Raw genomic sequence first — 25,756 nt, 5'->3', positions numbered from 1 at the left:
GCGTATAATAGAAATAACAATAATATGGAAGTTATTCTATTCCCATTATTCCACAAAAATAAATTAATGAGGTGGACTCATGATAAAAAAGCATTTGTCAGCACTGCTATTTTTCATTTTGTGCTTAACAATTCCATTTACTGTGCTTTCTGCTCCTCTGGAGGAAGCAAAGCAAATCGTGAAGGAAAACTATGTCGGCACAATCAATGGTGATATCAACCGCGCAACAAGTATCGAGCAACTAATGAATATGCTCGACCCATATTCAACCTACTTTACCGTAGAGGAATTTGAAGAATTCATTAATGGCGTTGAGCTTACTTCAGTCGGAATAGGCGTAGTCATTGAAAAAGTAGAAAAAGGTATTTTAATTACCGAGGTTATTGAGGGAGGCAGTGCAAAAAGTGCTGGCTTAAAAGTAGGTGACATTATTACTGAAGTCGATGGCGTGTCTACTCCCCCCCTTACAATCGATCAAGCCTCTTCCCGTATTAAAGGAGCGGAAAAAACTACAGTCTCTTTAACGTTATTACGTGAAGATGGAACTATTTTAAAAAAGAATTTAACACGTAAAGCTTTTTCAATGCCAAATGTAGAGACGAGAATTTTATATGGTAACACCGGCTATATTTCCTTAAACTCATTTTCAAATGATACTGCCAGCTTAGTAACAAAAGCGATTCGTGATTTGAAAAATAAAGGAGCCAAAACGTTTATATTTGATTTACAAAATAACGGTGGGGGTTATGTGACCGCAGCAGAGCAACTCATCGGAATGTTCCCAAATGCTATTTATGCTTACAAAATTACCGAAGCTACCGGAACTTCCAATGTCCGCTCTATTAAACAGTCCAATATATTTCCAGCTGATACGAAGTTACTCATAAATAAATTTAGTGCCAGCTCCTCGGAAATGACAGCAGCCGCACTTTTGGATCAAAAATCCGCAATATTATATGGGCAAACAACGTATGGAAAAGGCTCAATGCAGGGGTTTTATGAACTTGAAGATGGCAGCTTCCTAAAATTAACGGTTGGCCATTTCTACGGTCCAAATGGTACGAAAATTAATGAGGTTGGAGTAAAACCGAATATACAAACTGTGAGTAATCCACTTTTCAAAGCTCATTACGATACAATTGCATCTAACTTAAACAATTATAAAGAAATAACATCCTTGAAAAACGTACCATTAAATAAAACATTTAAAATCAACTTTTCTGATAATCTTGCTCAATCAATTGATACGACATCCATAGAATTAGTCGAACTTGGAGGGAACATTGTTGAAACATCCTATAAAGTATCAGGACGACAGCTTCTAGTCACACCTAAAAATGAGTTAACAGCTGGAAAAGAGTATGCCTTAATTATTCACCCAAAAGTAAAAGGTGAAAAAGGCAATACATTAAAAACAGGTATTTACATGCACGTTACAACCAAATAATAGAAAAGAGACGATTCGTATGTAGTTGCGAATCGTCTCTTATATTTATTGATGAACTAAGCTTTTCTCATTTGCAAAATAAATCATACTAATATCTTGAGCTAATTGCTCTGGATTAGTTTTATTTGTTAATAAGTTTGTTAGTGTTAATCGTTCCATCGACCCGATCAAGCTTTCTGCTAGAACTGTCGCATTAACCTGTTTCACTACTGAATACTCATTTAAATTATTGTTAATGACATTTTCTAATTTCGAAACAAGCATTTGCTTTACAGCCGTAGATTGCTCTGCATCATAAAACCCAATTTTCGTTAAGTTAGGATTTTTCATAAAATAGTCAAACATCTTTTTTAAATTTTTTTGAATAATGTCTGTTGCATAGTTTTCATTAGTTACATCATTTGATACGTCGGAAAATAGTTCAACTAATTCATTTTGGAACTGTTCATTTAAATCATTAAATAATGTTTCTTTGCTTTGGAAATATAAATAAAATGTAGGCTGCGTTAAATTTGCTGCTTTTACTATGTCACTTATTTTCGTTTGATGATAACCGTATGTAGAAAATAACTCAATTGCCTTTTCCAGTAATAGCTTTTTGCTTTTTTCACCGCTTGAATTTACACGACGTCCTCTTGCCATACCTCTCCACCCTTATCTCTATTTTAGATGATTAGTACATCATATATAATTAATTCCAATTATTCCAAATCCAATTATATATTAATTTTTTCTTAAAATAAAGGTATCTGTCATAAATATAAGATATCATTGCATATTATGCAGTCTATTAACATTACTTTTGAATATTTTAATTGTTAGTAATCCGTAAATTGTCCTGCAAAGTAAAAAGTTTGGCTTTATAAAGGACTTTGTTCGCCATTATAATTCTTCTACTCATAAAAAAGCGTATCCTCATTCGGATACGCCTTTCTTTATTTTTTCCTGAAAATTTTTGCTTTTACTTTCCCTGCAATTTGCTGAAGCTCCTGTATTTTGAAGACAAAAAGTATTATGAAATAACTAATTGAAGCAATTACAAATGTGAGTATAATATGCATCCACTTTTGATCAATTATAATCCATTCGGCAATCGCCCAGTTAACAGCAATAAACACTAACCCAATTGCTGCCAGTTTTATGAACTGTCCAATATTCTTGTTTACAAGCTTTAATTGGTACTTACTATGTAAAACAATAATAAGTAACAGGAAGTTCACGATTGCACTGACTAATGTACCTAGTGCTACTGCATTTGCACCTAAAGCATCAATCGTAGCTAATACAACTGCGATATTCACACCGAATACTGTTAAAATACTAAAGATCATTGGTAGTACAGAGTTACCCTTTGCATAATAAAAACGTGTAATATACGTGTTCGCTGCAAGGAAGAACATCGTTGTACTGAATACTTGTAGTAATGGTGCTGTAATTGCTGTTGATTCAGCATCGAATTTGTTATATTCGAATACGATTCGTATAATGCCTTCCGCCTGGAAGTAGAAGAACACTGCGACAGGTAAAACGAGTATGTATAATAAGCGCATTCCACGTACGTAAAGTGCCTTTACAGACTCTGTATCCCCTTCCCCTTCTTTTCTACTAAGTAACGGGAAAATTACCGTCGTTACAGCAGTCATTAAGATTGCCTGTGGGAACTGTGACATTTTGGTTGCATAGTTCATTGCAGACCGAACCCCTTCTTCAAGCATTGCTGAAAAGAAGCTCTGGATTAGTATATAAACCTGGGCTGTGGCACCACCAAGTAAAATTGGCAGCGCTACTTTCCATAGCATTTTTTGGTCTTCTGCCCCTTTTATACTCGGTTTAAACGACATCTCCTTCACATTTCGTACACCGTATACTAAGAACAGGAACATACAAATGGCACCAACCAATGCCCCGATACCCATTCCAATTGGTCCCATCATAATAGACAATACAACCGATACGATTAAAAATGAGCCATTATATATAAGTACAGAAAATGCCGATAAATGGTAGCGACCTTGTACATTTAAAATACCGCTCATCCAAGTCGATAATACGAGTACTATGGTCGATGGCATCATCCAAAAGTAAAGAGAGCGCAGTATTTCATATTCTGCTTCGTCTTTCACATGGAAAAACTGCATTAATATCGGATCTGCCAAAACCATAAACAAAATGACAACAAGCGTAATGGTAATGAGTATCGTTGTAAATGTACGACGAATATATTCCGTAATGCTTGACGTAGTTTTATGGTAAACCGATATAAACGCAGTCGTAAACGCCCCACCAATTACTAAATACAAAAAGTTAGGGATCGTATAAGCATTAACAATACTATCCGAATATAGCGTTGTTCCGAATGCGGTTGCGATATATGTCTCCCGGGCAAAGCCAACTAACCTAGCTATTATATTAATAACAGCTACTGCCCCTATTATTTTTAAAATTCCTTTCAACGCTTATCACAATCCTTTATTTAATTACAGTTACTTTATTTTGCATGTGTTGTGTAGAGCTCTTTTAGCCGAGTAATAATTTCTTTGGAATCATGAAGTTCAAGCAGTTCGTTCACCCGTACTTCATTTACTTGCATACCTTCTTTTACTGTATTTTCAAGTGCGAGCTGTAGCAGAATCTCATCTTTAGGCGGGGCTAATACGCCGGCCCCATCCGCCAACATGTAATGCAAGCCTCCGACATCAGATGCGATTACAGGTGTCCCACAGCTCATCGCCTCTAAAGCTACTAATCCAAGCCCCTCAATATAGGAAGGAAGGACAAAAGCGTCCGCTGCCTGGAAATACCGGGCTAATTCATGCTGTGGCATTGGTTCTATAAAATGAATATCGCCATTCTCTTTTGCAAGTTCCTTCACTTTACTTGTAAAATTCGTATCCTTTGTCGATCCTACACAGTATAGTGCTGATTGACCAGGTGCGCTTTCAGTAACTTTATTGAAGGCTTGTATAAGCTCTGCCACACCTTTTTCTCGAATAATATTACCCACAAACAGAAAGTTCGTTTTTTCCGGATTCATTCCGAGCTGTATAGCAACCTGTTTTTTATCTTCTGCTTTTTTGAAAACATTACGGTCAATCCCCATACTCATGACTGTAATTTTATCGTTAGGAACGTTGAAGCTCTTTTCAATTGTAGCCGCAAGCTCTTCCCCAACTGCAATGACATGGTCAGCCGATTGTAGAATCTTCTCTGTAAACTGGCGAATTTGCCCACTCTTTTTGGCCATTTTATTAATATCTCCACCATGAGCTGTTACGATATAAGGGATATTATAGCGCTTTTTTAAATAATAGCTGAACAGACCGCTCGGAAAGACGTAGTGACTATGTGTGAGCGAAATTTCTCGCTTATTAGCGCGGAAAGTACGCATAACATTTCGCGCCCATTTCGCATATTTCAGCAGTACATTTTTCTTTCCTGTCGCCGGGTTCGTATTAACAGCAAGCAATGTTTCAATACCTTCTTGTTCAAGTTGCTCAACCTGATTTTTCACAAAAATGCCGTAAGCTAAATGCTCCTTTGATGGATACATATTGCTAATGACTAAAACTTTTTTCATGATCTTTTAGCACCTTCTTTTAAAAGCCGCTCTCCTAATGCTGATTTTTCTTTAAATGATGCATTTGTACGAGCAGCTAATTTTTGTGCACCGTTCCAATCTAAAGCCATATCGTTAAATAGCATTGCAAATTTTTCATCTGATTTATGAAGTTCTTCAATTGGTAAAGAATAGTTTCCTAGCCCTGCCATTTGTAAAAAATCATTTACTTTTACATGATACGACACACCAATAATCGGCGTTTTTGCATCTGTTGCTAAAATCAGTGAGTGCAGTCGTGTACCGATTAATACATCGAATGTAGATGTAAGATCTAAAATACGTTGGGGCGGTAAATTTTCATCAATAATTTTTGTGTTTTGTGCGTGCTTCATTTTCGCCTGAATATCTTTTGTTACGTCAGCATCTTGTGGATATTTCGTAGCAAAAAACGTAACTTCAACTTGCTGCTCTTCAATTAAACGGTCTAAATTTTTCGCCATACCGTCTATATAATTCTCATACTTTGCTTCATCACCTGTTGGCCAGTACGAAGCATTATAATAAGGTACCGCTGTCACACCTACTGATTTTGGTTTTTCGCTATAATTTGAACGTTCTATTTCTAAACTAAATGCCGGATCCCCAATTACAGGCACATCTCGTTTTACTCCAATCGATTTTAAAAGAGCTTGGGATTGTGGATCGCGCACAGAAATATTTTGTGCATGCTTTGCCATGTAGCGTATGAACCATTTCCCTAAACCTGTATTTAGAGGTCCGGCTCCACAGCCATATACCACATAAGGTACATTGTTATTATGAGCCATCATCGCATATGAGCCGTATAATGGGGCTTCACGTTTATAAAGATCCATTAAAATACCGCCGCCGCCAATAACGACGAAATCGAGATTTTTTACCACTTTAGAATTCTCTTTATATGTTTTAGCGAACGTTTTTACCGCATTTCCATTTTTGTAATATAACGGAGCACTTTGGACACTATAACGTTCTGCTGTTTGTGTCGGATTATTGCTAAACACCGTTATATTTTGTGTTTCTATTTGAAATACCTTTTGCAGTTGGCGAATGATACTTAATAAAATCGCCTCATCCCCATTGTTATCATTTCCGTAATTTCCGACAATTCCAATTTTCATCTATACAATCATCCTTTGAATCAAGCATTTATGTATGCCTGGTTTATTTCATTTTCATTTGAAAAAAGGGGGGTGCAAAACTAACTTAGGAACCCCCCTTCCACTTAATAAATTATATTTTAAGTATAGCATAATGTTCGTTTGAAACGATATTCCCGAAAGTGAGATTACTTTATTCAATAAAAAAAAATGTGTTTTTTCATTTAAATGACGGTTTGAATTTAGTATTGGTTGCGTCCTGGTGATTTCAGTCGTTTTTCACCAGCAAATTATCCTTTTTACACTATTTGCAGGAAATATAGTTTTACTATAAATTGCATTTATAGACAATATTCGCTTCTCTTATTTTTATATACATCCCCGTCCTACCTCTTTCGCTTTAAGCTCATATCAATAGTTCCTCCCTCTTACTTCACCGCCCTCTGTTTTTCCCCCAAAAAAAGCCTTTGTAAAAGCTGCGATTCCTCGCTGCAGTTTTACAAAGGCTCTCAAATATTTATTGTTGTGTGATTGTGCGATATAAGAATAAACTGAAGTGCATACGTGATACTTCTACACCCGGTTTGAATGTATTGTCTTCATAACCCGTTGTAATCTCATTTGCCGCTAAAGTATGAATATAATCATACGCCCAATGCTTTGTGCTTACATCTTTAAATTTCGCATCAGTTGTACCTGTTAAGCCATATGCTTCAACAAGAATTTTTGACATTTGTGCACGAGTCAAAGGTTTACCCGGCTCGAACTTACCATCACCTGTACCACTCATAATACCTGCTTGTACAATGGCAGCAACTGCACCGTAATATGTGTTGTTCGTTGATAAATCGCTAAAACCAGGGTTTGCCACATCTTTTGTTGATAAACCTAATGCACGCGTTAACAATACAGCCGCCTGACCACGATTTAAAGCTAATTCCGGTTTAAATGTTCCGTCCGGATAACCGCTAATTAATTTATTTTCAACTAAATATGTTATTTCAGTTTTATATCGATTGTTTACGGAAATATCTTTAAACAATGCCTTTTCAGCTGCCTTTACAACGATTTCTTTAGAAACGGATTTCGTTCCTAATGTTGCCGTTACACGGGCAGTACCTTCTTTACCATTTGATTTAAATACGCCCGAACTAAATACCGAACCAATATCTCCATCTATTGACCATTGAATTTGTGAATCATTATAAATTAACGGCTCATTATTTGGACCAGTGACATTAGCTTTTAATTGAAGCGATGCATTTGGTTCAACGGATCCTGAAACACCTGAAATCGAAAGTCCGGCTGGTGCATCAACTACATTAAAACTAATTGATTGAACAGCACCTTGATTCGAAACAGTTAATCGTTCAGATCCTGGAGAAACTGCTGTATAGCTTAAGCCATTTACTGAAACGGTATTATTTTGTGGTGTAATAGTAAAATCACTTGCATTCATCGGTAGTGGATTGTAATACTCATCCAACACATAATTTGGTGTAAGTTTTACTGTTGCCCCCACTAATAATGTGCCAACTTTATCACGAGTTACTTGGATATGTGTTGGAGCGTTTGTTGTTGGTGCTGTACTAATCGCTTCAATGATTGCAGAGACGCGACGTTGTGTCCCTCCAGATGGTGTATTCGCTAATACTACTGTATTACTTCCATATTTACGTATACCCATTGTTGTTGAGCCACCGCCATCTAAATTGATGGCACGATCAAAGCCAAGACTCACCAAATAATCTGCAAACTGCGTTAATGTCATCCCAGCACTTGAACTAACACGTCCATCTACTGTAATTAAGTGTACCTTCTTCTTATCTTTACTAATCGCAATCGCTGTACGTGGCGCAGTTTCTCTTGCACGTGAACTTGATTCGTTCATTGTTACATTTTTCTTGCCGTCGAGTACTAGCAAAGGACCACTCGCCATCATAAACTGCGCATCCATCCAGCGGTTATCGATTGAGAAATTTACTGAAATTTCATCACCAATTTTAATACCTCTGTATTTATCGCCCCAAGTCGATCCATTAAATGAAAGTATAAAACCGTTACGAGGAATTTTTGCCTTCGCTTCATCATCATAGCCGCGAATTGCTGTTACTTTCCCAGTTAACGTTTGGCCAAACTTCGTTGCGCCAATTGTATTGCCTGTTTCCACAATAAATTCCATCCCTTTACCACCATTGGGCGTCATGGAACTATGGTTTTGCGGTGTATAAATAACTGCTTCATTATCTCCGCGCTTAACGTTTAAACCATTTACTTCATTTGTCTCACCATTGTATGTAACGTTAATTTTGCTGTTGTAATATGCAATCTCACCATTACCATCCTTCGTAATACCGAAAGCAATCGGCTGACTTACATAATTGGAGCTTGAACTTGATATAACGCTTGGTGTTACGATTGTGTTATATTGAGAAATTAAATACAATGGATAGCCATCACCCATATTATAGAAGTTAGAATTGATAGCACCAACTACCCTGTTCCCTTCCTTTGAACGATTATTCGCATGTTGCGTTGTCGTCATTAGTGTAGTAATAGGGTTTGGTAAACCTAAACCAATTTTAGTAAAAGAATTAGCTAAATCTACTTCTAAGTGATTTACTATATTCGTTTTTGTTCCTTTATGCGTGTAATTTGAATATTTTACCCCTGGTGACAGCGGATACGAGTCATTTGTCGATTGTGCAGCACTAGCAAATTGTGGTGTACTGAAAATTAATGCAAACACCATTAACATTGCCAAAATTAAGGATTTTTTTGTTTTCATAATATGCGCTTCCTGTGTAATTTGAAGCAAGTCACCTTCCTCTCTTTTTACCTATCTCTTACCTTAACAAATTTTCGCCAAAGAAACTATTAATCTTTTGTTACATTTTACAAAATATTATACTTTTCAACATAAAATTACATATTTTAAGAAAATGAGGTAGAAATCAAAAAAGAACTACCTGACAAGAGGTAGTTCCATTCATTTATTATTCTGCTTTTTGTTTTTCATAATCACTAAGTTTTAGCATCGGATACATCATGCGTGTACTTGCAAATATTCCAAATAGGATAAAGTAAAAGAGTACATATACTTTTAACTCCCAAATATTATAGAAGAATCCGGCTACGCCTGTTGCAAACCATAGTCCAAATAAATATTGGCCGAATACTGTTTTCCGTTCCTTCCAGTACATCCACACCATCGCAAGTAGGAAACCTGCAAATAGAAGCACACCTACAGCGCCAGTTTCTGCAATAACTTGGATATATTGGTTATCAGAGTAGAAGTTCTTACCACCATAAATATCTGAACGAATTCCGTACTCTTCATAAATTGGTGAATCATACGATAACGTTGCTGAGCCACCGAATGTACCAAAGCCCGCACCCGTAATAGGGTAATCTTTTAATACTTCAATGCCCTTTTTAATATAGAACATTCGGCCGCTTTCCTGCATTAACTCCAGTGTGTCATCTGAAAATGTTTCAGTGAAGCGGTTACTGATTCCGCCTGAAATTTCATCTGGTGCTACTGTATTTTCTACACCTAAGTTCTGTAAAAATGTTACGCCCCAATTGACTGGTAAATAAATTAATACAATGGCTACAACCAACGTGACGCCTATCTTCTTTAATAACTGCCAATTGTGTGCAATTAACATAAAGAATAGGACGAATACGAATGCTGCGATCCAAGTACCCCGTGATAAAGTCAGTAAAAGCATGCCAAAGAAGGCAACTTGCGCGATACGAAGACTCCATTTAAATTCAGCATCTTTATATACCCACCGCAAGAAAAATACTGCACTAATTGCAAAGAACATGACTAGAGCCAATGAGTTTGGATTGTTAAGCATGCCATAGATGCGCACAAAGTTAGTAGATGAAAGGATCTTTTGAGTCCAAACTTCTGGCATTAATAATTGGCGCATCGATAATTTTTCGACAATACCTTGCACAAAAATGATGGCACCTGAGAATACAGTCACCCATGCAAGTTTTACAAGGAAATTTTTCGGCAATTCACTTCGGCTAATAATATAATACAACAAATACATTACGCCGAATGTACGTAATTGGAACACAATCGCTCCAAGTGATACACCGTTTTTATAACCGATAACCGCGCCAAAAATTAAAAAGGCAAAAAAGAAATATTCAAATGGCTTAAAGTGGAACCATGTTTTAAATTTCTTTATATTCAATAGGAACATTCGTAATAATACTACGATTGTTATTAAATCTCCTATTAGTTTAAGTCCAGGGTTTAGTTCAATAAAAAGTGTACGGAAAATTACGTACGGTACTAAGATCACTAAACTTTGAAATGGCTTGAAAAATGCAAATAGCACAAAGAATATAGCAGTACTGATTTGTGCTATAGCTGGTGGTAGCAGTGTTGCCGCACAAAGTACAATCATTGCTCCCAAGATTTCGAGCCACTCATTTTTATTCATTTTGACAGAAATGTCCTTCATAGATGTCCCAAACCCTTTCTTATATGTAGTTCCCTATTTTAGATGAGTTTTGCTCATGTGGATTAAGACGAACTTAAGTATAATATGGTTACAATTATAATACAATGTTCATACAAAACACATATTAATATTATAGGAATGCCGTTTTAATAGAATAAAGTTTAATAGAAGCTTGCTAATATATTCGGTATTTTTACGAAGGATGCCACCACTGGGAGCTTGCGCTATTCTTAAACTAAGTTATTCACCAAATTTCTGAGCAATATTCATATTTGCTCATTATCTCCATAAGATGTATATAACACTAGTTTGGAGGTCATAGCATTGCAAAATAATAACCGCAAAAAAAATAACGAAGCAGCACAGGAGAACTCCCCGGTCATTCAGGCAGCTTCACTAGAAGTTATAGCTGGTTTATTAGCTACGCTAGCTGAAGGTATTTCCACGTTTGCAACTGCACTCGCTATACAAGAAGCCCAACAGTTGACTATTAATAATACGAATAATAACGTCGATATAAAAGGTATTCAAGAACAGCTTAATTATTTGACTAAAGAAGTGAAAAAAATCTCCAAGGCTTTAAATATTTAAGCTTCATCTTTCGTACCCTCCACACTTTGTCTCCATGGCTCCCGTTTACTTCTACACGTCTTTTATTGTTAAGCTTAATCCCCTTCATTTACAAAGTAGGTTTAACATTTAGCTCCATATTGTTAAATCTACTTTATTTTTCTCTATCACACTTTTATCAAACCAATTTTTTACAATTATATTACAAACGGATAAAGAATTACTATTTTTCTATTATTCACTCTCATAAATTGTTAAAATAACCAATAGGGAAAGGAGCGTGAATATGTGTTTAAAAAAATAATTGGACTAGCACTCGCTTTTGTCGTAGCTATGTCTTTTACAACACAGTCAACATCTCATGCAAATGATATTAAAGGCCACCAAATGGTGAATGAATTAACATATTGGTCCAACTTAGGTGTTATACGACCTGACAGTAAAGGTAACTATAACCCGAACCGCGCTGTTACGCGTGGCGAATTTGCTTCATATATAACGCGGGCACTTCAGTTACCAGCTTCTTCTACATATACTTTTAAAGATTTAAAAGCTGGCAATGAACTTACACTTGAGATTCAGGCTGCTGCGGGGGCAAATATTTTAAGTGGTTATCCGGATGGCACATTCCGTCCAAATGAAAAAATTACACGTCAGCATATGGCAGGCTTTTTACAAAAAGCGCTTCGCTATTCTAACGTGCCGCTTGATGGACAACCTTTAACATTTAAAGACAATAACAAAATAAGCGACCAGTTCAAACCTGCTGTTGCTACAAATGTTTATTACAATATCATTCGCGGTTCGCATACAAATAAAGGTGTATTCTTTGATCCACAAGGAAATGCAACGATCGGTCATGCTGCTGCATTTTTATTCCGTATGAATAGCACTATTGAAAGTTTTGCTGTAAAAGAAGATGACAGTAATACAGGTCCTGTTGTAACACCACCTGCTCCAAATCCGAATGTTTATTATGTAGGTAAAATTTCAAAAGGTGTCATTGATAAAAATCCAACTGTTTACTTTAACTATGAGCAAGCTGAAGCAGCACTAAATAGTTCTGGTTCAAACCTTATATTAAAAGGCGACAAAATTATTAAAATGTCTGCAGGTATTGCTTCTGCAACAGCAACTACAGTAACGGTTTATTCAGATCAAAAATTTACGAAATCGTTATCATATGCTACAAAAGGGTCTCAATTTAAATACTTTGGGAGCAATGATCAATATGCAATCGTTCAATTAGCTGATACAAAAGGCTATGTGAAAATCGATGAGGTAGCATTAACACCAACAAGCTTAATTAAAGGACAAGATTTCTATTTTGTTGAAGGCGGTTACTTAACACACCGTACGTATAATCATAGTTCGCAAAAATATAATTGGGATTATGTTATTAGTGAAGCACCTGCATTTATGCAGCGCGGCACACAATACTACAGCCAAGATGGTGTAAACTTCTATTCGGATGTATTCTTAACGAAAAAAGTAGGGACACATTATCCTTACTTCCAATTCCAATCTATTCGTCAGCCTTCTAACTATACTGCTGAAGAGTTAGATAATATGATTATGACATTATTACTGGAACGTCAGGCAATTCCAACTTCTCCTCAATACGCCAAAGCACCGATTGAATCTCGTTTAATCGGGATGGGTAAATTGTTGAAACAAGTAGAAGCACAATATAATGTTAATGCTTTATTTATTTTAGCGGCATCAATGCACGAAGGTGATTACGGGGTAAGTAAAAATGCCTTAACGAAAAATAACATTTTCGGTATAAAAGTTTTTGATACTGATCCTACATTAGGTGAAACTTATGCATCACGTGATGATAGTGTAATGGCCTTTATTAATCGCTATGTGAACTTAAATTATGCACCACAGTCAGGCGGCTATGCAAAAGGAGCAGCGCCGGGCAATAAAACGTCGGGTATGAATGTTCACTACGCATCAGATCCTTTCTGGGGAAGTAAAATTGCTGGTCATATGTACCGTATGGACAACCGATTCGGCAAAAAGGATTACAAACAAGCGAAACTAGCATTTGTGTCATATGAAAACGGTCATTTAGTGAATGTCCGTACAGAACCATCAACAAATTCACCAGTTCATTTCACTTATAAAGCAAAATATGTAGGTGAAACAGGTGTGTTTGGTTACCCAGTTGCAATCGTCGAAGAAACGAAGGGTACAGACGGCTATGTATGGTACAAGATTCTTTCAGATAATAACCCGCCTGCTAAACACGGTTGGGTACGCTCTGATTTAGTTCAACTTATTCCAGGAACTTAACTTAAAAATCCAGCACCTCGGTTTTATTCGGGGTACTGGATTTTTTGTATATAAAATGATATTCGCCACTTGACGACCTTTAATGGACAAAACTTAAAGATAATCGCCATTTACATTCACTTAATATCCACTTTCAAATACATATTAGACATTTCCAAGAAAATATTCGCCACTTTCATTTTATAATGTCCACTTATTAAATTTAATCGCCACTTCAACATAAAAAATCCAAGCTCCTTCCCTTATATAAAGGAAAGAAACTTAGATTTTAAAAACTATTTCGTATAATACTCGACAATGCCATTATAAATAGATTGAGCAAAAATTTCGATGTAGTCATCAGAAACTAATTTATTGTAATCGTCGCTATTTGTTAAGAAACCTAGTTCTACTAATACAGCAGGCATAACTTGTCCTTTAATAACGACATAATCGGCACGCTTCACACCGCGATTATACATTTTAGCATTTTTGACAATTTCATTATTGATGGCAGTTGCTAATGCAAAATCTTCTTTTTCATTTGCATTAGATTTGACACTGTAAAATGTCTCAGTGCCTTTTGCCGTTTCTTTTGAAGCGGCATTTGCATGTAGACTGATGAAAATCTCACCGTTTTCATTTTTCGCATATTTAACACGCTCTTCCAGGCTTGGGAACGTATCACCTATACGAGTCATTTTTACCGTTGCACCGTCTTGTTCAAGCTTTTGCTTAACTAAGTTGGCAACTTTTAAAACGATTTCCTTTTCACGTGCATTCTTTTTAACTGCTCCAGGGTCTTTTCCGCCATGTCCTGGGTCGAGCACGATAATGCGATCCTTCACAGCCGTACCAGTTTGGTTAAGTAGCTGTAAATACGTTTTATTAATATAACCATTAATACCATTGTACGTTATTTCAGCCCAATTTCCTGATAATGAATGTACTTCTACAAGTGTACCTCGTTTAATTTGACCAAGTGAACGAGATGTACCTAACGCTGACTCCCGAATATGTAAAGCATCAACTGTCGCTTTGCCAATTGTATTCGTTAATAGCTGTTGTGGAGGTGTCATCGGCTTTTCTGGCTGACTATTTTCTACTCCACTTTCTGCAGGTGGTTCAGGCGTATTTTGTTCCTCTTCCACTACTGTAGTTGGAGGTTCCACTGTCGGTTTGTCTTCTACTACAGGTGGTGTCACCACTTCTTCTACCGGCAAAGTATCCTGTGTTTGTGAAATGCGAACATAACCTGGTAAACCATTGACTAATGTGACATACCAATTGCCTACCGTGCCATAAACGGCAATTATTTCTTTATCTGCTACGGAACTAACAATATCTGAACTAACATCACGCTTTTGGTAGACTTGAATATCATTTAGTGCGTAAACATTTTTTTGAACTTTATTTATTAGTTGTCCAGATTCATCAGTAAAATCAACATAATCTTTATAAACATAGGCATAACGCCCCTCGTATGAAACTTTCAGCCAACCATCCTGCTGTACTTCAAATACTTTAAATGAAGTGCCTGAGTTTACCTTTGTTAAAACATTCGAGGTATTGGCAGTTGAAGCAGATGTTCTTACATTCAGGTTATCTACCTTTGCTTTTACAGAAGCAATTGCAACCGAAGCATCCGGTACGCTAACTCCTTGAACAGGCAAAGGTAAACGATACTTTTCTGATGAAGCACGTCCGATAAACGATGCAAACTGTGCACGTGTTACTGAATTTTTAGGATTATACTTTTCTGCATCCACTGTAATTCCATTAAAGTAAATAGCCGCTACATATGGATAATAGCTGTATGTCGGACTAATATCTTTAAATGGCACCTCCAGCTTACCTGTTTCGTTAGTATTTAAGTTAAAGGCAATCGCTAAAACTTTACTCATTTCTTCACGTGTTAAAGGTGTATTCGGTGCAAATTTCCCTTTTGATTGCTCTGAGAAAAATCCTAATTTTACTGCACTTTCTACATATCCTGAAAGCTCCGTTCCGACTGTTACATCAGAAAACGAAGAATTTTGTACAGTTAAAGGTTTGTTCTTCGTTGCAACAACGACCATTTTCGCCGCTTGTCCACGCGTTACATGTGCATTTGGCTTGTACAGTGTTTTCCCATTTTCAGTGTACCCCTTGATGACACCTTCATTTACTAAATAAGAAATCTCTCCGTATGCCCCGTTTGTAGAAGGGACATCGGCAAAGCTTGTGCTGGCATTTGCCATATTTAATGGGAACATTGACATGAAGATGATTGTCACCGTCATGATGAAACTGCGCATAGACAATGTATAAATCCTCCCTTCTATTAGATAATTATCATTTTACCAAATAATTCATAAAATTAATATGCAGTTAAGTTAGTAAATTGATATTTTTCTATTTTATAGAAATTAAGATATGCTATTTTCACTTTATATTATATATATAGGTACTTTTACTTTTAAAATAACAGTGGCCGCCTTCTACTTTCACAGTGAGCTATTCTACTTTACTCACAACCTCATCCACTTTCCTTATTAATCGTTTCACTTCCCCATTACAAAAAGGAAGCACAAACAATTTTTGTTTGTGCTTCCCATAAGTAGTACTTCCCTGCAAGGTATATCTATTGATATATGTAGAAGTTACTGAATCTTATTATTAAATTATTGTAAACGGTTAATGAAAGCCGTTAAATGTTTTAACATAACATTATCGTTTGTACCGAATGTACCATCACCTTTACCAACTGTGATGCCGTTTGATGCTAAAATCGAAATATCGTTATGTGCCCAATGTGATGTTGGAACATCTGTAAACTTTAAATTGTCTGATGCCATTTTTAAATCAAATGCTTTTACTAATACTTTTGCCATTTGAGCACGTGTTAATGGTGAACCTGCATTGAATTTGTCGTTTTCGTCACCCGTGAAAATGCCTAGTTTATAAAGTGCTGTTGCTGCACCTGCATATTTTGAAGATGATTTAATATCCGCAAATGGTGAATTTGTATCAGATGTATCTAAACCTAAAGTTTCTGCTAATTGAATCGCTACTTCACCACGAGATGCATAAACAGTGAAATCGATTGCTGAGTTCTTTACTTCCTCTTTTTCAATAGAAGATGCTGCTGCGACTACTTTTTCACTTTCGCCAAAGCTCGCTACTCGTTTAGCGCCTACATATCTTTTCGCCCAATAAGAAGAAGTTATATTAGCTTCCGTTACGCCTGTGCTTGTACCAGCATGGATAAACTTGTTACCGCCTAATGAAATACCCACGTGTGATACTCCGCCGCTTGTATTGAAAAATACTAAGTCGCCTGGTTGTAAATCAGATTTTGAAACGGCTTTCCCTTGTTTATATTGAGCAGCTGCTGTACGACTTAAATCATGTCCTAATTGACTGAACACTAATTTAGTGAAACCAGAACAATCTAACCCGCGTGCTGTTGTTCCTCCATAAACGTATGGTACACCGATATATTTAGAAGCTGTTGCTGTTAATTCTGAAGCTGATGATGCTTGTACTGTATTTGAACCCGTCCCTACACCTGAAAAAATCATGAAAGTTGCAAAGATCGGTAATAAAATTTTCTTTTTCACTTAATTTGAAACTCCCTTCAAATAGGCCTCAAATACTAAATTCGAGGTATAACATAACAGAAAACTTATTTGTTCATGTTTATTTAACCTAATAACAGGGTAACATATAATGTTGTGATGTTATTTTTCACTTGTGTAACAGTTATAGTATTTTTAATATAAAAACAAAAAACACGGAATCCCTGTATTTAAGCAGAGATTCCGTGTTTTAAATAGAAATTAACTTACCATTAAACTCTCATTGTAATATTACTGTAATGTAAGACACTAGAATTTACCATATTATTTACTAGAAAAATGCTGAACTACATAATATTTACCATTTTTATCTTTTTCAATACCGATTCCCATATGAGTATACGTACTTTTTAAAATATTTTCCCGATGTTTCGGTGAAGCCATCCATGCAGCAACAGTTGTTTCAGGTGTTTTGAAATTACGGGCTATATTTTCACCATAGCTTGTATATTCATAGTCAAACAATGTTGCCAAATCCCATGGATTCCCGTAAAACTTTGAATAATGTTCGAAGTAGTTACGTTTTACCATGTCCTTTGCTTTTATAATGGCAAGTTGTGTCAACTTCAAATCTTGATTGACTGCTGAATATCCCTCATTTTTACGTTCCTTATTAACTAAATCCAGTATTTTCTTCTCCCATTGCTTATGGTGATTAACTGTATCGATATAGTCTTTCTGTAAAAGGTCATAAACTATTTCTAAGTTTTGGACCTTTTGTCTAAATTCCATACCGCGCTTTGTTAATGCAGCTACATGTGCACGGGTTACAAATTCATTTGGCTCAAATTTGGTAGCTGTCTTCCCCTTTACAATCTCTACATCCGCCAATGATTCAATATAGTCCTTTGCCCAATAGCCTTTAGGTAAATCTTTAAATTTCGTTTTATTTTTTGAATCAACTTCAACTGCATAGGCAAGGGCAATCATTTTTGAAATATGTGCGCGCTTTAACGGTTCTTCAGGATTAAATTTGCTTTCATTTTGAATGATCCCTAATTCGGCCAACTTAGTAATTTCCTTATAATATAAATGATTGCTTGGTACGTCGCTAAAGTTTGGGACAAAATCAGTAGTCAAATCTATCCCCATAGTTCGCGCTATTATACTAGCCGCCTCTGCACGAGTGGTCATACTATTCGGCTTGAAGGTGCCGTCTGCAAATCCTTCCATAAAGCCTTTTCCTGCTAGTTCATAAATTATCGGTGCTGCCCAATAACTACTTTTTACATCAGTAAATTTTGGAGCCGTTTGTGCATAAGACGTTGGAGTTTGCATTTGAAATAGACAAGCAATAATAAACCCCGTTGCTAAAAATCGTTTCAACCCAAAAAAGCCCCCTTAATCTGTCATTTCTTACTATTATACTATGATAAATTTGCAAGCTTCACAATTATTCGCACTGCCATTATCTATTACTTTCTCACTTTTCTTCCTTAAAGAACAAAAAAATATACCTTTTACGAATAACGCAAAAGGTATTGTAACACTTTTTTATATTATCAATTTTTCAAAAGATTACAAGTAAAAAATTCCAATCTATTAAGCTAAAACTCTTACAGTCCTAAATCAAAAATAGCCGCCTGTAGTTTGTTGTAATTTTTCACTAATGCTTTTTGATTTACTGTTAAGCGTTCGTAAGCTGTTTTTGCTGATTTTGCTCTTGTAGCATATGTTCTTAACGTTGAATCCAAATCATCAATTTGCTTAATGACACGTTGTGCTGCCTTTAAATCTTTTTCAGCTTGCTGCAAATCCGAGTAGTTCAATACTTGACGCTTCGATCCTGAAGGAAGAGCTTTATATGCAGCTAATGCTTCCGTAACATCTGTTTCGAAGTTACTTGAAGTAGAATTTAATGACGCAATAATTGTCGTCACTTTTTGAACTTCTGTCATATCAAGGACAGCCTGCTGTAATTTATAGTAGTTTGTAACTTTTAGTTTTTCTTCTTCCGATAATCTATCATACGCCAGCTTTGCGGCTTCCATATTTCCCTGGAAGTACTTATCATTCGGCTTCAAGCCTGCAATTAATGTGTAAACGTGAATGACATTAGATAAATTTGAATATTGGTCCATGTTAGAAACGTATTGCTTTTGTTTGTCATCCAATTTTTTCAACGCATTATTAACTGTGTTAAATTGACGACTTAAATCATTTCTTGGATTGCTTAAACCTTCAATTGCATTAATCGCTGCCTCAATCGGCTTAATATACTTCTCTTGCTCTTTTAGTTCAGATTCTAAAGTAACACCTTTTTTGTTTGCAGAATTTAACGATTTAAAGGCTTCGCGCGCTTCTTTTATTTTCGAGATAAATTCATTTGGGGGTACTGTATTCAAAGCTCGAATCATTGCATCTACTTTAGCGCCACCTTCTACATTCAGTTCATGCTCCTGCAATGTCGCTAAATTAGATATTTGTGTCGCTAAGTTCGCTGGCAATGTATTAAATAAAGCTCTTGCCGCTTGTGTTTCCTCAACAAATGTTTTGCTCGACGGCTTAATCGAGTTAATCGCATTCATTACTTTAAATATTGAAGTGAAATCGCCTAAAAACTTCTCAGTATTTAATAGCAATGAACGCTCTGACATCGACAATTTTTCATACGCCTTATCAGCTGCATTGTATTTTGAGATAAAGGTACGTGCATTAGATGGATCCAAAGCTAAAATATCTGCATCCAATTTTAATACAGGCTTCACTGCACGTTCGCGAGTCGTTAAATCTTTAAAGTTTATAACGAGCTTTTGATCAGATTTTGATAAACTGTCATAACCGTTGCGCGCTGCAATTAATTTTTCCATATAACCTTCTGCAGTTGGAATTGCGATATCGATTAATGCCATAACTTCTTTTGCACTAGAAACACCTGATTCAGCTGTTGTAAGTTTTGTAATATTGTGTACTAATTCTTGCTCAACCGTTGACAATACTGAGTATTCCGCACGTAATGCAGCTACATCTGTTTCATATGTTTTTGATCCTACACGTAATTTTTCAATACGGTCAATCAAATCTGCAACCTTTAAAATATCCCGTAATTTTAATACATAGTTATAAACATCTTTCTTTTGCTTATCTGTTAAGCGGTCATAAGCTTTTTGTGCTGCTGCTACTTTACTTGAAAAAGTACGATCTGTATGAACTGGTAACTTTTCAATCTGATCAATGACACGTAATGATGCTTTGTAGTCCCGTTCCAACTCTGTTAAAAGTTTTGCATTGCTAACACTGCGCTTCACTGTTGAATCAAGTGCTTTATATACAGCTGAAACTTCTGCTAAATCTTTCATAAATACTTCGCCGGATTTTGTTTTTAACGCATCAATTCTTTGTTCTATAGTAGAAGCAGATGTAATAATACCTTGGAAGTCTAATAATTTCTTGCCATAGTCAGTTAGTAGCTTTGTTTTAACAATATCTAAATCAGTTGTTGGCTCTTCCGGTGCAGTATATGAATTTAATAATTGATTAAACTTATTTTGAGCCGTTGATAGCTTTTCTTTGAAATCCGTCGCAGTCGGACGTATTGCATCTATTTCCTGCATTAACTTTGCGATTGGTAAAAGCTCTTCTAGTTTTGTAGCATTAGTTACAGTTGCCTTCATTATATCTGATAGTTTATTAAATGATGCTTCAGCTATAGTTGTTTTACGTGCAAAGTCTTTGGCATCTACATCAATAGCATCAATTGCCTTAATTGTATCTAGGGCAGCCTTGTTTGCTCTCTCTATATCAGTTAACACTTTTATATTTTTTACTAAACGCTTGCCATTTGCGGATAGGGAATTATAAGTTTCACGTACTGAAACGATTTTTTGTAAATCAATAGAAGTCGGATTTTGCAACGCTACAATATCGGCATCCAATTGAACAGCTACTGCGTGCTCAGTTTGTTGTGCTTTTAAGTAAGACTTCAAAAATACGTGAAGCTTTTCAATATTTTGTGCATCAGTTGGTGGAACTGCACTTTTAAATGTATCCCATGTGTTCAATACACCTTGTACTGTTATTAAATCATCCGCATATGTTTCGCTTGTTACTTTTAATGTGACAACTTGGTCGGCAACCTTCGCAATTGGCAGTAATGCTTCAAGTCGAGCACGGTTCGTGACAAGCTCTTGCTCCGTCGAAGTCTTTCCTTCTTCTGCCTTAATTTTTGCATACGAAGATTCTGCTGTACGAACTTTTGTCACAAAACCAGTTGTTGCCGATATTTTTCTTGTATCTGCTAACTTTTCATCATCCATATTCGCAAACACTTCTGTTTTAATTGCATCAATTTGCTTGATAATATTGGCTGCAGTGGATGAAGATTTTTCCCAGGATGAGAGTAAATCTAATGTATCTTTTAATACATATTTACGATCTATTGCAGATAATGCATTATACGCTTTTCTTGCATCTGCAACAATAGAACTCTTCTCTTCATATGTTGCTGTATCAATTTTTGTAATTTCCCCTTCGACTTTTACTGCACTTTCAATAGCCTTTGTCATTTCTACTAATTTGTCAAAGTTCACTACAAGTCGAATATCAAGAGGATCGAGGGCATTATAAAGATTTTCTACTTTTTCTACTTCTTCACGGAATTCCTCTGTATTTGCAGGTAATTTAGATAACCTGCTGATTTCGTTTACTACAATTAAAACTGTTGCAAATGGTTTTAATTCATCCGCATTTAATACTAACTTTTTTTGAACATCCGTTAATTGTTCATATTCCTTAACAAGCGCATTTACCTTTGAATTAAATGTGACAGTAGTTGGCGGATTTTGAACTAAATCAGTAATTTTATCTTCCACCGTTTGCGACTTTTTAATATCAGACTCTGCATTTTTTATATATTGTTCTATCCCTGTATTATTTTCTACTATTTGGACTTTCAATACATTTTTAAAAGTTGAATCATTTATTTCATTAAATGCAGTCCTAGCATTTGCAACAGCAATAATATAGCTTTCCTTATTAAAAGAATCTGTTTCAGATGTCGTTATTGGACTGATATATTCTTGGATAAATAGGTCAATTTTTAATGCTTGTTCTTCAAATGACTCTAAACTACTTAAAGAGGCCTGAGTAACATATTTAGTGACAAAATCCGTTTGACCTTTTTCATCGTAGTAGAGCAATGTTTCTAAAAAAGTTCCTTCATGACTACTTACGGCGTTACTTAATTCAATAGAATTATTCTCTAAATCCATCATTAATTTATCAAGTACATCCTGTGCTGCTCTTCTATCCGCTACTAAATTTTTATTAGTATTCGTTAATTTTGAAATTAGATTTTTGACTATTGCCGCATCTTGCTTTAATTGAGGAAAGCTTTCTAAATACGTTAGCTTTGCATCGATTATTGGCATAACCTCTGCATATTCTTCCTTATCTTTATATGTATTGTAGATGGTTCTTTCTTGAGTGAGTTTCGCAGCTGCTGATTCTTCATCTACTATTTTAAAACCTTTTAATAAATCTTCTGCGGTAATGGAGGCCACTACATTATATGGTGTTGGCGTTTCACTCGCCTGTACTTCTCCAGCTTGTGCGATAATTGCTGGTGTAATTAATAGACCAGCCATTAAGCCTACCTTTAAGTTTTTCTTCATCGTGTAATCCCTTCCTTCACGGGTACTTCGCCATAGTACATAATTCTAATTTAACTATCGGCAAATTTTCACAAATATTTAGGTAATATATCCATGAAGAATGTAGAAGCAGTCAGCTATGTAAACAAAAAAACACCTATCCAATTAAGAATAGGTGTTCCTTCATTATAATGCGTCTGTATATAATTGGCCTGCTGGTAAATAGTCAGACATTCCGATTTCCTCAAGACCATTTTTGATTTTCATCGTATAGCCATATTGATTAACCGATAAATAATTTGCTTTCGAAATAATCATTTCTTCATATAATGGTAATTGTGAAGGATCCACATCTTTCCAGTATTTATATGAGTTAATTAAGTCTTCAAGCGTTAAATGCTGGTAATCGTCACCAGCAAATTCACCTTTTGCATTGACACGGTACCAAATATCACCGTTTGCACGGATCCATTTATTTTTCTCGATCTGTAATGCACGGCTAACTGCTGTTGCGGCTTCTAAATATTTTGCATCTTGGAATTCCTGATAAGCTAAAAGTAAAATATTCATTCCACCAAGTAAATGGTTCATGGAAGCATGTGTCGTTACTTGCTGATTAACCGGGAAGTAATCCGAAATATAATAAGCATTGCTATTAATATTTATAACATGTCCTGCCGCTTTACGAGATGCTAAAAGGTCAGCGTAATTGCGTAACGGTTCTTTATAGTTAGGGATATTAAACTCTGCACCAGAATTATAATAGAATAACGCAATTTGCTCATTGAAGCGAGTGTCGATAAAGGGTGCTGTTATATCGTACAAGTTCTTTAAATACGTACTTGTTACTTCTGTCTTCCAATAAGGTGCATCACCTTTAAATTTATCTAAGCTGATAAATGAGTTTTTCACTACGTTCGCAAAATAACGATCGCCTTGTTCTTTAAATAATACAAGCGCTCGATCCTCTTTAACTAGTAGTAGATTACGTCCAAATCCTTGATAAGATTTTGGCATTGGCTCTGTTGTTGTAGCCATTTTATTAAATGGACCTTCTGCAGTATACCAGCTGTTACGCTTTTTATAGTTTAGGGCTGTTTCAAGCATCCAACCATTCATATTTTCATCCGTTTTAAATAATCGCTCGTTTGAATCCATATACCACGTATCAACAATATCATTTCCATTTGACGCTAACGTATAGAAGCTAAATAGTTCTTCACCTAACAGCGCGTAAGAATATGCCTCATATTCTGATTGCAGGTCACGCATATAGCTTGTACCGCCTGTATCTTTATAGCTTTGTGTCAACTGCTTTGAGCGATAAGCTTGTCCTACCATTCGATCTGTTGCCAGCTTTTCGTTCGACATAATCCGCATAAGACCTGTAGGGTATGAAGAGGAATCATAGCCAAATACATCATTTGCATTTTTCGAAATCGGGAAGCGATCATAACGGTATAAACGATAATTCGTTACATTTGACGCTTTATGGAATAAATCCACTGTTAATTTTGAGCTGCCTTTATTAGTTAAAGTCGTAAATACAAAGTCATCACCGTTTTCCAGTGCACGGATTGTCACCTTAACAGTTGCACCTTGATTGCCGACTGCATAATTATAAATCGTATCTTTTGCAACACCGTAAGTTTCAGTCGTTGTTCCTTTAAATGCAATTGGTGCTGTTGAACGAAGATAAAGAGGATTTGTATCAGATGTTACTTGCACAAAATTCATTTCTGTACGATTGATTTTAAAAGTCTTTGAAACATCCGCTGCTTGTACTGTATATTCATTTTTTGTGATTTTATTTGTTGCAACTAGTGCGCGGTGAAGCATAACAGAAAAAGTCACACGGTTTACAGTTGCTTTCGGATCGAATGTACCGTCTTCACGACCTGTAGTAATACCATGCTGAGCAAGGATTTTTACATTTTCACGATGTGATTCACTAATTTTGTTCCAGTCTTTGAATGTTAATGTTGCTCCAGTATCTTTTAAGTCAAATGCCCGTACTAAAGTAGTTGCCATCTGTTCACGAGTTAATGCATCTGATACACCGAAGCGACCATCCGGTTTACCACCGAAAATACCTGCATTATATGTAGAGAATACCCCTTGTAAAAAACTCGATTTATTACTAACATCCGAAAACTTATTTTGATATTTTGCGTCAGGAAGCTTTAGTGCGCCTTTAAAAAGATTTGCTGCCTGGCCACGGTTAATATTTAAGTTTGGACGGAATTCTGCATCCGGATAACCGCCGATAACACCCATTTCAACAAGTTGCATTACTTCATTTTTTGCCCAAAAGCTATTTGGAACGTCTGCAAGTTTTTGCTTAACCGTTAAATGAGAGCCTGCTTGTTGCGCTTTAGCTGGTTGCTCTGTTGTATTGTTTTGCTCTGTATCTGCTGTTGATTGCTCTGTACTTTCAGAAGCGTCCTGTTCTTCCGTTATTGCTGGTTTTTCAGGTGTTGTTGCTTCAGGCTGAGCTGGTGTTGGACTGTTCGATTGTTCAGGCTGTACTTCAGTGGAACTTGATGTCGCCTCTTTTTCAGCCGTCACTGTATCCTGTTGTTCGACAGTATTTTCAACGGAGCTTGTCGTTTGATTTGTAGTAGTTTGTGGAATTTGTACCGTTGGGTTTTCAGATTCGACTGTTCCTTCTACGTTTGCATAAGTTGCACCAGGTAATGCAGTAGAGAAAAATAACAGCGAGGCTAACAGTGCTGATTTAATTTTAGACATTAGAACGAATTCCCTCCTTTTTTTCAATAACGTTATAAATTATACCGAATATTCCCTGTTATTTCATTGAATAATACAATTTTTAATAGAATAGTAATATTTCATTTAAAGTGTAGCATGAAGGCTAGTATAGTGCGATGGTAATAGTTGAATCAGTTGCTATGTTTTGCTTAGTTTGAAAAGAGCGGGATTATTTCTGTGGTAATTTCTACTTACGGAGTATTGGTCTACTTTCCGCGCAGAGAATCTAATTCCCTCCACCCTAAATAAAATTTCTCACACTAAAAGACACTTGAGCCTATTTTCTCTCAA

At 36.0% G+C, this 25,756-nt stretch carries 14 protein-coding genes; 3 read left to right on the top strand and 11 right to left on the bottom strand.

Going from position 1 to position 25,756, the window contains the following annotated elements; translation table 11 throughout:
* Positions 1-79 precede the first annotated feature (79 nt).
* Positions 80-1,447, top strand: a complete 1,368-nt coding sequence (locus MHH95_RS07535) for a S41 family peptidase (protein ID WP_340727012.1) — start codon at positions 80-82, stop codon at positions 1,445-1,447.
* A 45-nt stretch (positions 1,448-1,492) separates the two neighbouring features.
* Here the strand turns inward: MHH95_RS07535 and MHH95_RS07530 are convergent, their stop codons facing one another.
* The 6 genes from MHH95_RS07530 to MHH95_RS07505 form a co-directional block, all read right to left on the bottom strand.
* The gene (locus MHH95_RS07530) at positions 1,493-2,089 is read right to left on the bottom strand and encodes a TetR/AcrR family transcriptional regulator (RefSeq protein ID WP_340727011.1); all 597 of its coding nucleotides are present in this window, start codon (positions 2,087-2,089) and stop codon (positions 1,493-1,495) included.
* 293 nt (positions 2,090-2,382) lie between these two features.
* Positions 2,383-3,900, bottom strand: a complete 1,518-nt coding sequence (murJ, locus tag MHH95_RS07525) for a murein biosynthesis integral membrane protein MurJ (protein ID WP_340727010.1) — start codon at positions 3,898-3,900, stop codon at positions 2,383-2,385.
* 35 nt (positions 3,901-3,935) lie between these two features.
* The gene (locus MHH95_RS07520) at positions 3,936-5,024 is read right to left on the bottom strand and encodes a glycosyltransferase (protein WP_340727009.1); all 1,089 of its coding nucleotides are present in this window, start codon (positions 5,022-5,024) and stop codon (positions 3,936-3,938) included.
* Positions 5,021-6,166 carry a polysaccharide pyruvyl transferase family protein gene (locus MHH95_RS07515; RefSeq protein WP_340727008.1) on the bottom strand — a complete coding sequence of 382 codons (1,146 nt, stop codon included), beginning with the start codon at positions 6,164-6,166 and terminating at the stop codon, positions 5,021-5,023. Before MHH95_RS07515 ends, MHH95_RS07520 begins: the two co-directional genes overlap by 4 nt.
* A gap of 496 nt (positions 6,167-6,662) precedes the next feature.
* Positions 6,663-8,933 (bottom strand): S-layer homology domain-containing protein, encoded by a 2,271-nt coding sequence (locus MHH95_RS07510; RefSeq protein WP_340727007.1) that lies wholly within the window; start codon positions 8,931-8,933, stop codon positions 6,663-6,665.
* A 208-nt stretch (positions 8,934-9,141) separates the two neighbouring features.
* On the bottom strand, positions 9,142-10,611 hold the full coding sequence (locus tag MHH95_RS07505) for an O-antigen ligase family protein (protein WP_340727006.1): 1,470 nt from the start codon (positions 10,609-10,611) through the stop codon (positions 9,142-9,144).
* Between the two features lie 345 nt (positions 10,612-10,956).
* Here MHH95_RS07505 and MHH95_RS07500 point away from each other — a divergent pair, with 345 nt between their 5' ends.
* Together MHH95_RS07500 and MHH95_RS07495 are read left to right on the top strand one after the other, a co-directional pair.
* Entirely contained in the window at positions 10,957-11,223 is a 267-nt protein-coding gene (locus MHH95_RS07500; protein WP_340727005.1) for a multidrug ABC transporter ATPase, read from the top strand.
* Positions 11,224-11,490: 267 nt separating this feature from the next.
* Positions 11,491-13,503, top strand: a complete 2,013-nt coding sequence (locus MHH95_RS07495; protein WP_340727004.1) for an S-layer homology domain-containing protein — start codon at positions 11,491-11,493, stop codon at positions 13,501-13,503.
* Between the two features lie 275 nt (positions 13,504-13,778).
* Here MHH95_RS07495 and MHH95_RS07490 read toward each other — a convergent pair whose 3' ends face one another.
* The 5 genes from MHH95_RS07490 to MHH95_RS07470 form a co-directional block, all read right to left on the bottom strand.
* Positions 13,779-15,779 (bottom strand): N-acetylmuramoyl-L-alanine amidase, encoded by a 2,001-nt coding sequence (locus tag MHH95_RS07490; protein WP_340727317.1) that lies wholly within the window; start codon positions 15,777-15,779, stop codon positions 13,779-13,781.
* Positions 15,780-16,145: 366 nt separating this feature from the next.
* Positions 16,146-17,084, bottom strand: coding sequence for a C40 family peptidase (locus MHH95_RS07485; protein ID WP_340727003.1), 939 nt, complete (start codon positions 17,082-17,084; stop codon positions 16,146-16,148).
* 282 nt (positions 17,085-17,366) lie between these two features.
* On the bottom strand, positions 17,367-18,428 hold the full coding sequence (locus MHH95_RS07480; RefSeq protein ID WP_191698708.1) for a CAP and S-layer homology domain-containing protein: 1,062 nt from the start codon (positions 18,426-18,428) through the stop codon (positions 17,367-17,369).
* Positions 18,429-18,658: 230 nt separating this feature from the next.
* Positions 18,659-22,714, bottom strand: a complete 4,056-nt coding sequence (locus MHH95_RS07475; protein WP_340727002.1) for a hypothetical protein — start codon at positions 22,712-22,714, stop codon at positions 18,659-18,661.
* A 165-nt stretch (positions 22,715-22,879) separates the two neighbouring features.
* Positions 22,880-25,444 (bottom strand): S-layer homology domain-containing protein, encoded by a 2,565-nt coding sequence (locus MHH95_RS07470; RefSeq protein WP_340727001.1) that lies wholly within the window; start codon positions 25,442-25,444, stop codon positions 22,880-22,882.
* Positions 25,445-25,756: the final 312 nt, after the last annotated feature.

This window comes from Solibacillus sp. FSL K6-4121, from assembly GCF_038002585.1.
GTDB lineage: Bacteria > Bacillota > Bacilli > Bacillales_A > Planococcaceae > Solibacillus > Solibacillus faecavium.
This window is presented reverse-complemented; position numbering and strand designations above follow the sequence as displayed.

Excerpts from the sequence above, each read along its gene's own strand:
- MHH95_RS07535 (WP_340727012.1), top strand. The coding sequence starts at position 80 with ATGATAAAAAAGCATTTGTCAGCACTGCTATTTTTCATTTTGTGCTTA.
- MHH95_RS07530 (WP_340727011.1), bottom strand. The coding sequence starts at position 2,089 with ATGGCAAGAGGACGTCGTGTAAATTCAAGCGGTGAAAAAAGCAAAAAG.
- MHH95_RS07520 (WP_340727009.1), bottom strand. The coding sequence starts at position 5,024 with ATGAAAAAAGTTTTAGTCATTAGCAATATGTATCCATCAAAGGAGCAT.
- MHH95_RS07515 (WP_340727008.1), bottom strand. The coding sequence starts at position 6,166 with ATGAAAATTGGAATTGTCGGAAATTACGGAAATGATAACAATGGGGAT.
- MHH95_RS07510 (WP_340727007.1), bottom strand. The coding sequence starts at position 8,933 with ATGAAAACAAAAAAATCCTTAATTTTGGCAATGTTAATGGTGTTTGCA.
- MHH95_RS07505 (WP_340727006.1), bottom strand. The coding sequence starts at position 10,611 with ATGAATAAAAATGAGTGGCTCGAAATCTTGGGAGCAATGATTGTACTT.
- MHH95_RS07490 (WP_340727317.1), bottom strand. The coding sequence starts at position 15,779 with ATGCGCAGTTTCATCATGACGGTGACAATCATCTTCATGTCAATGTTC.
- MHH95_RS07475 (WP_340727002.1), bottom strand. The coding sequence starts at position 22,714 with ATGAAGAAAAACTTAAAGGTAGGCTTAATGGCTGGTCTATTAATTACA.
- MHH95_RS07470 (WP_340727001.1), bottom strand. The coding sequence starts at position 25,444 with ATGTCTAAAATTAAATCAGCACTGTTAGCCTCGCTGTTATTTTTCTCT.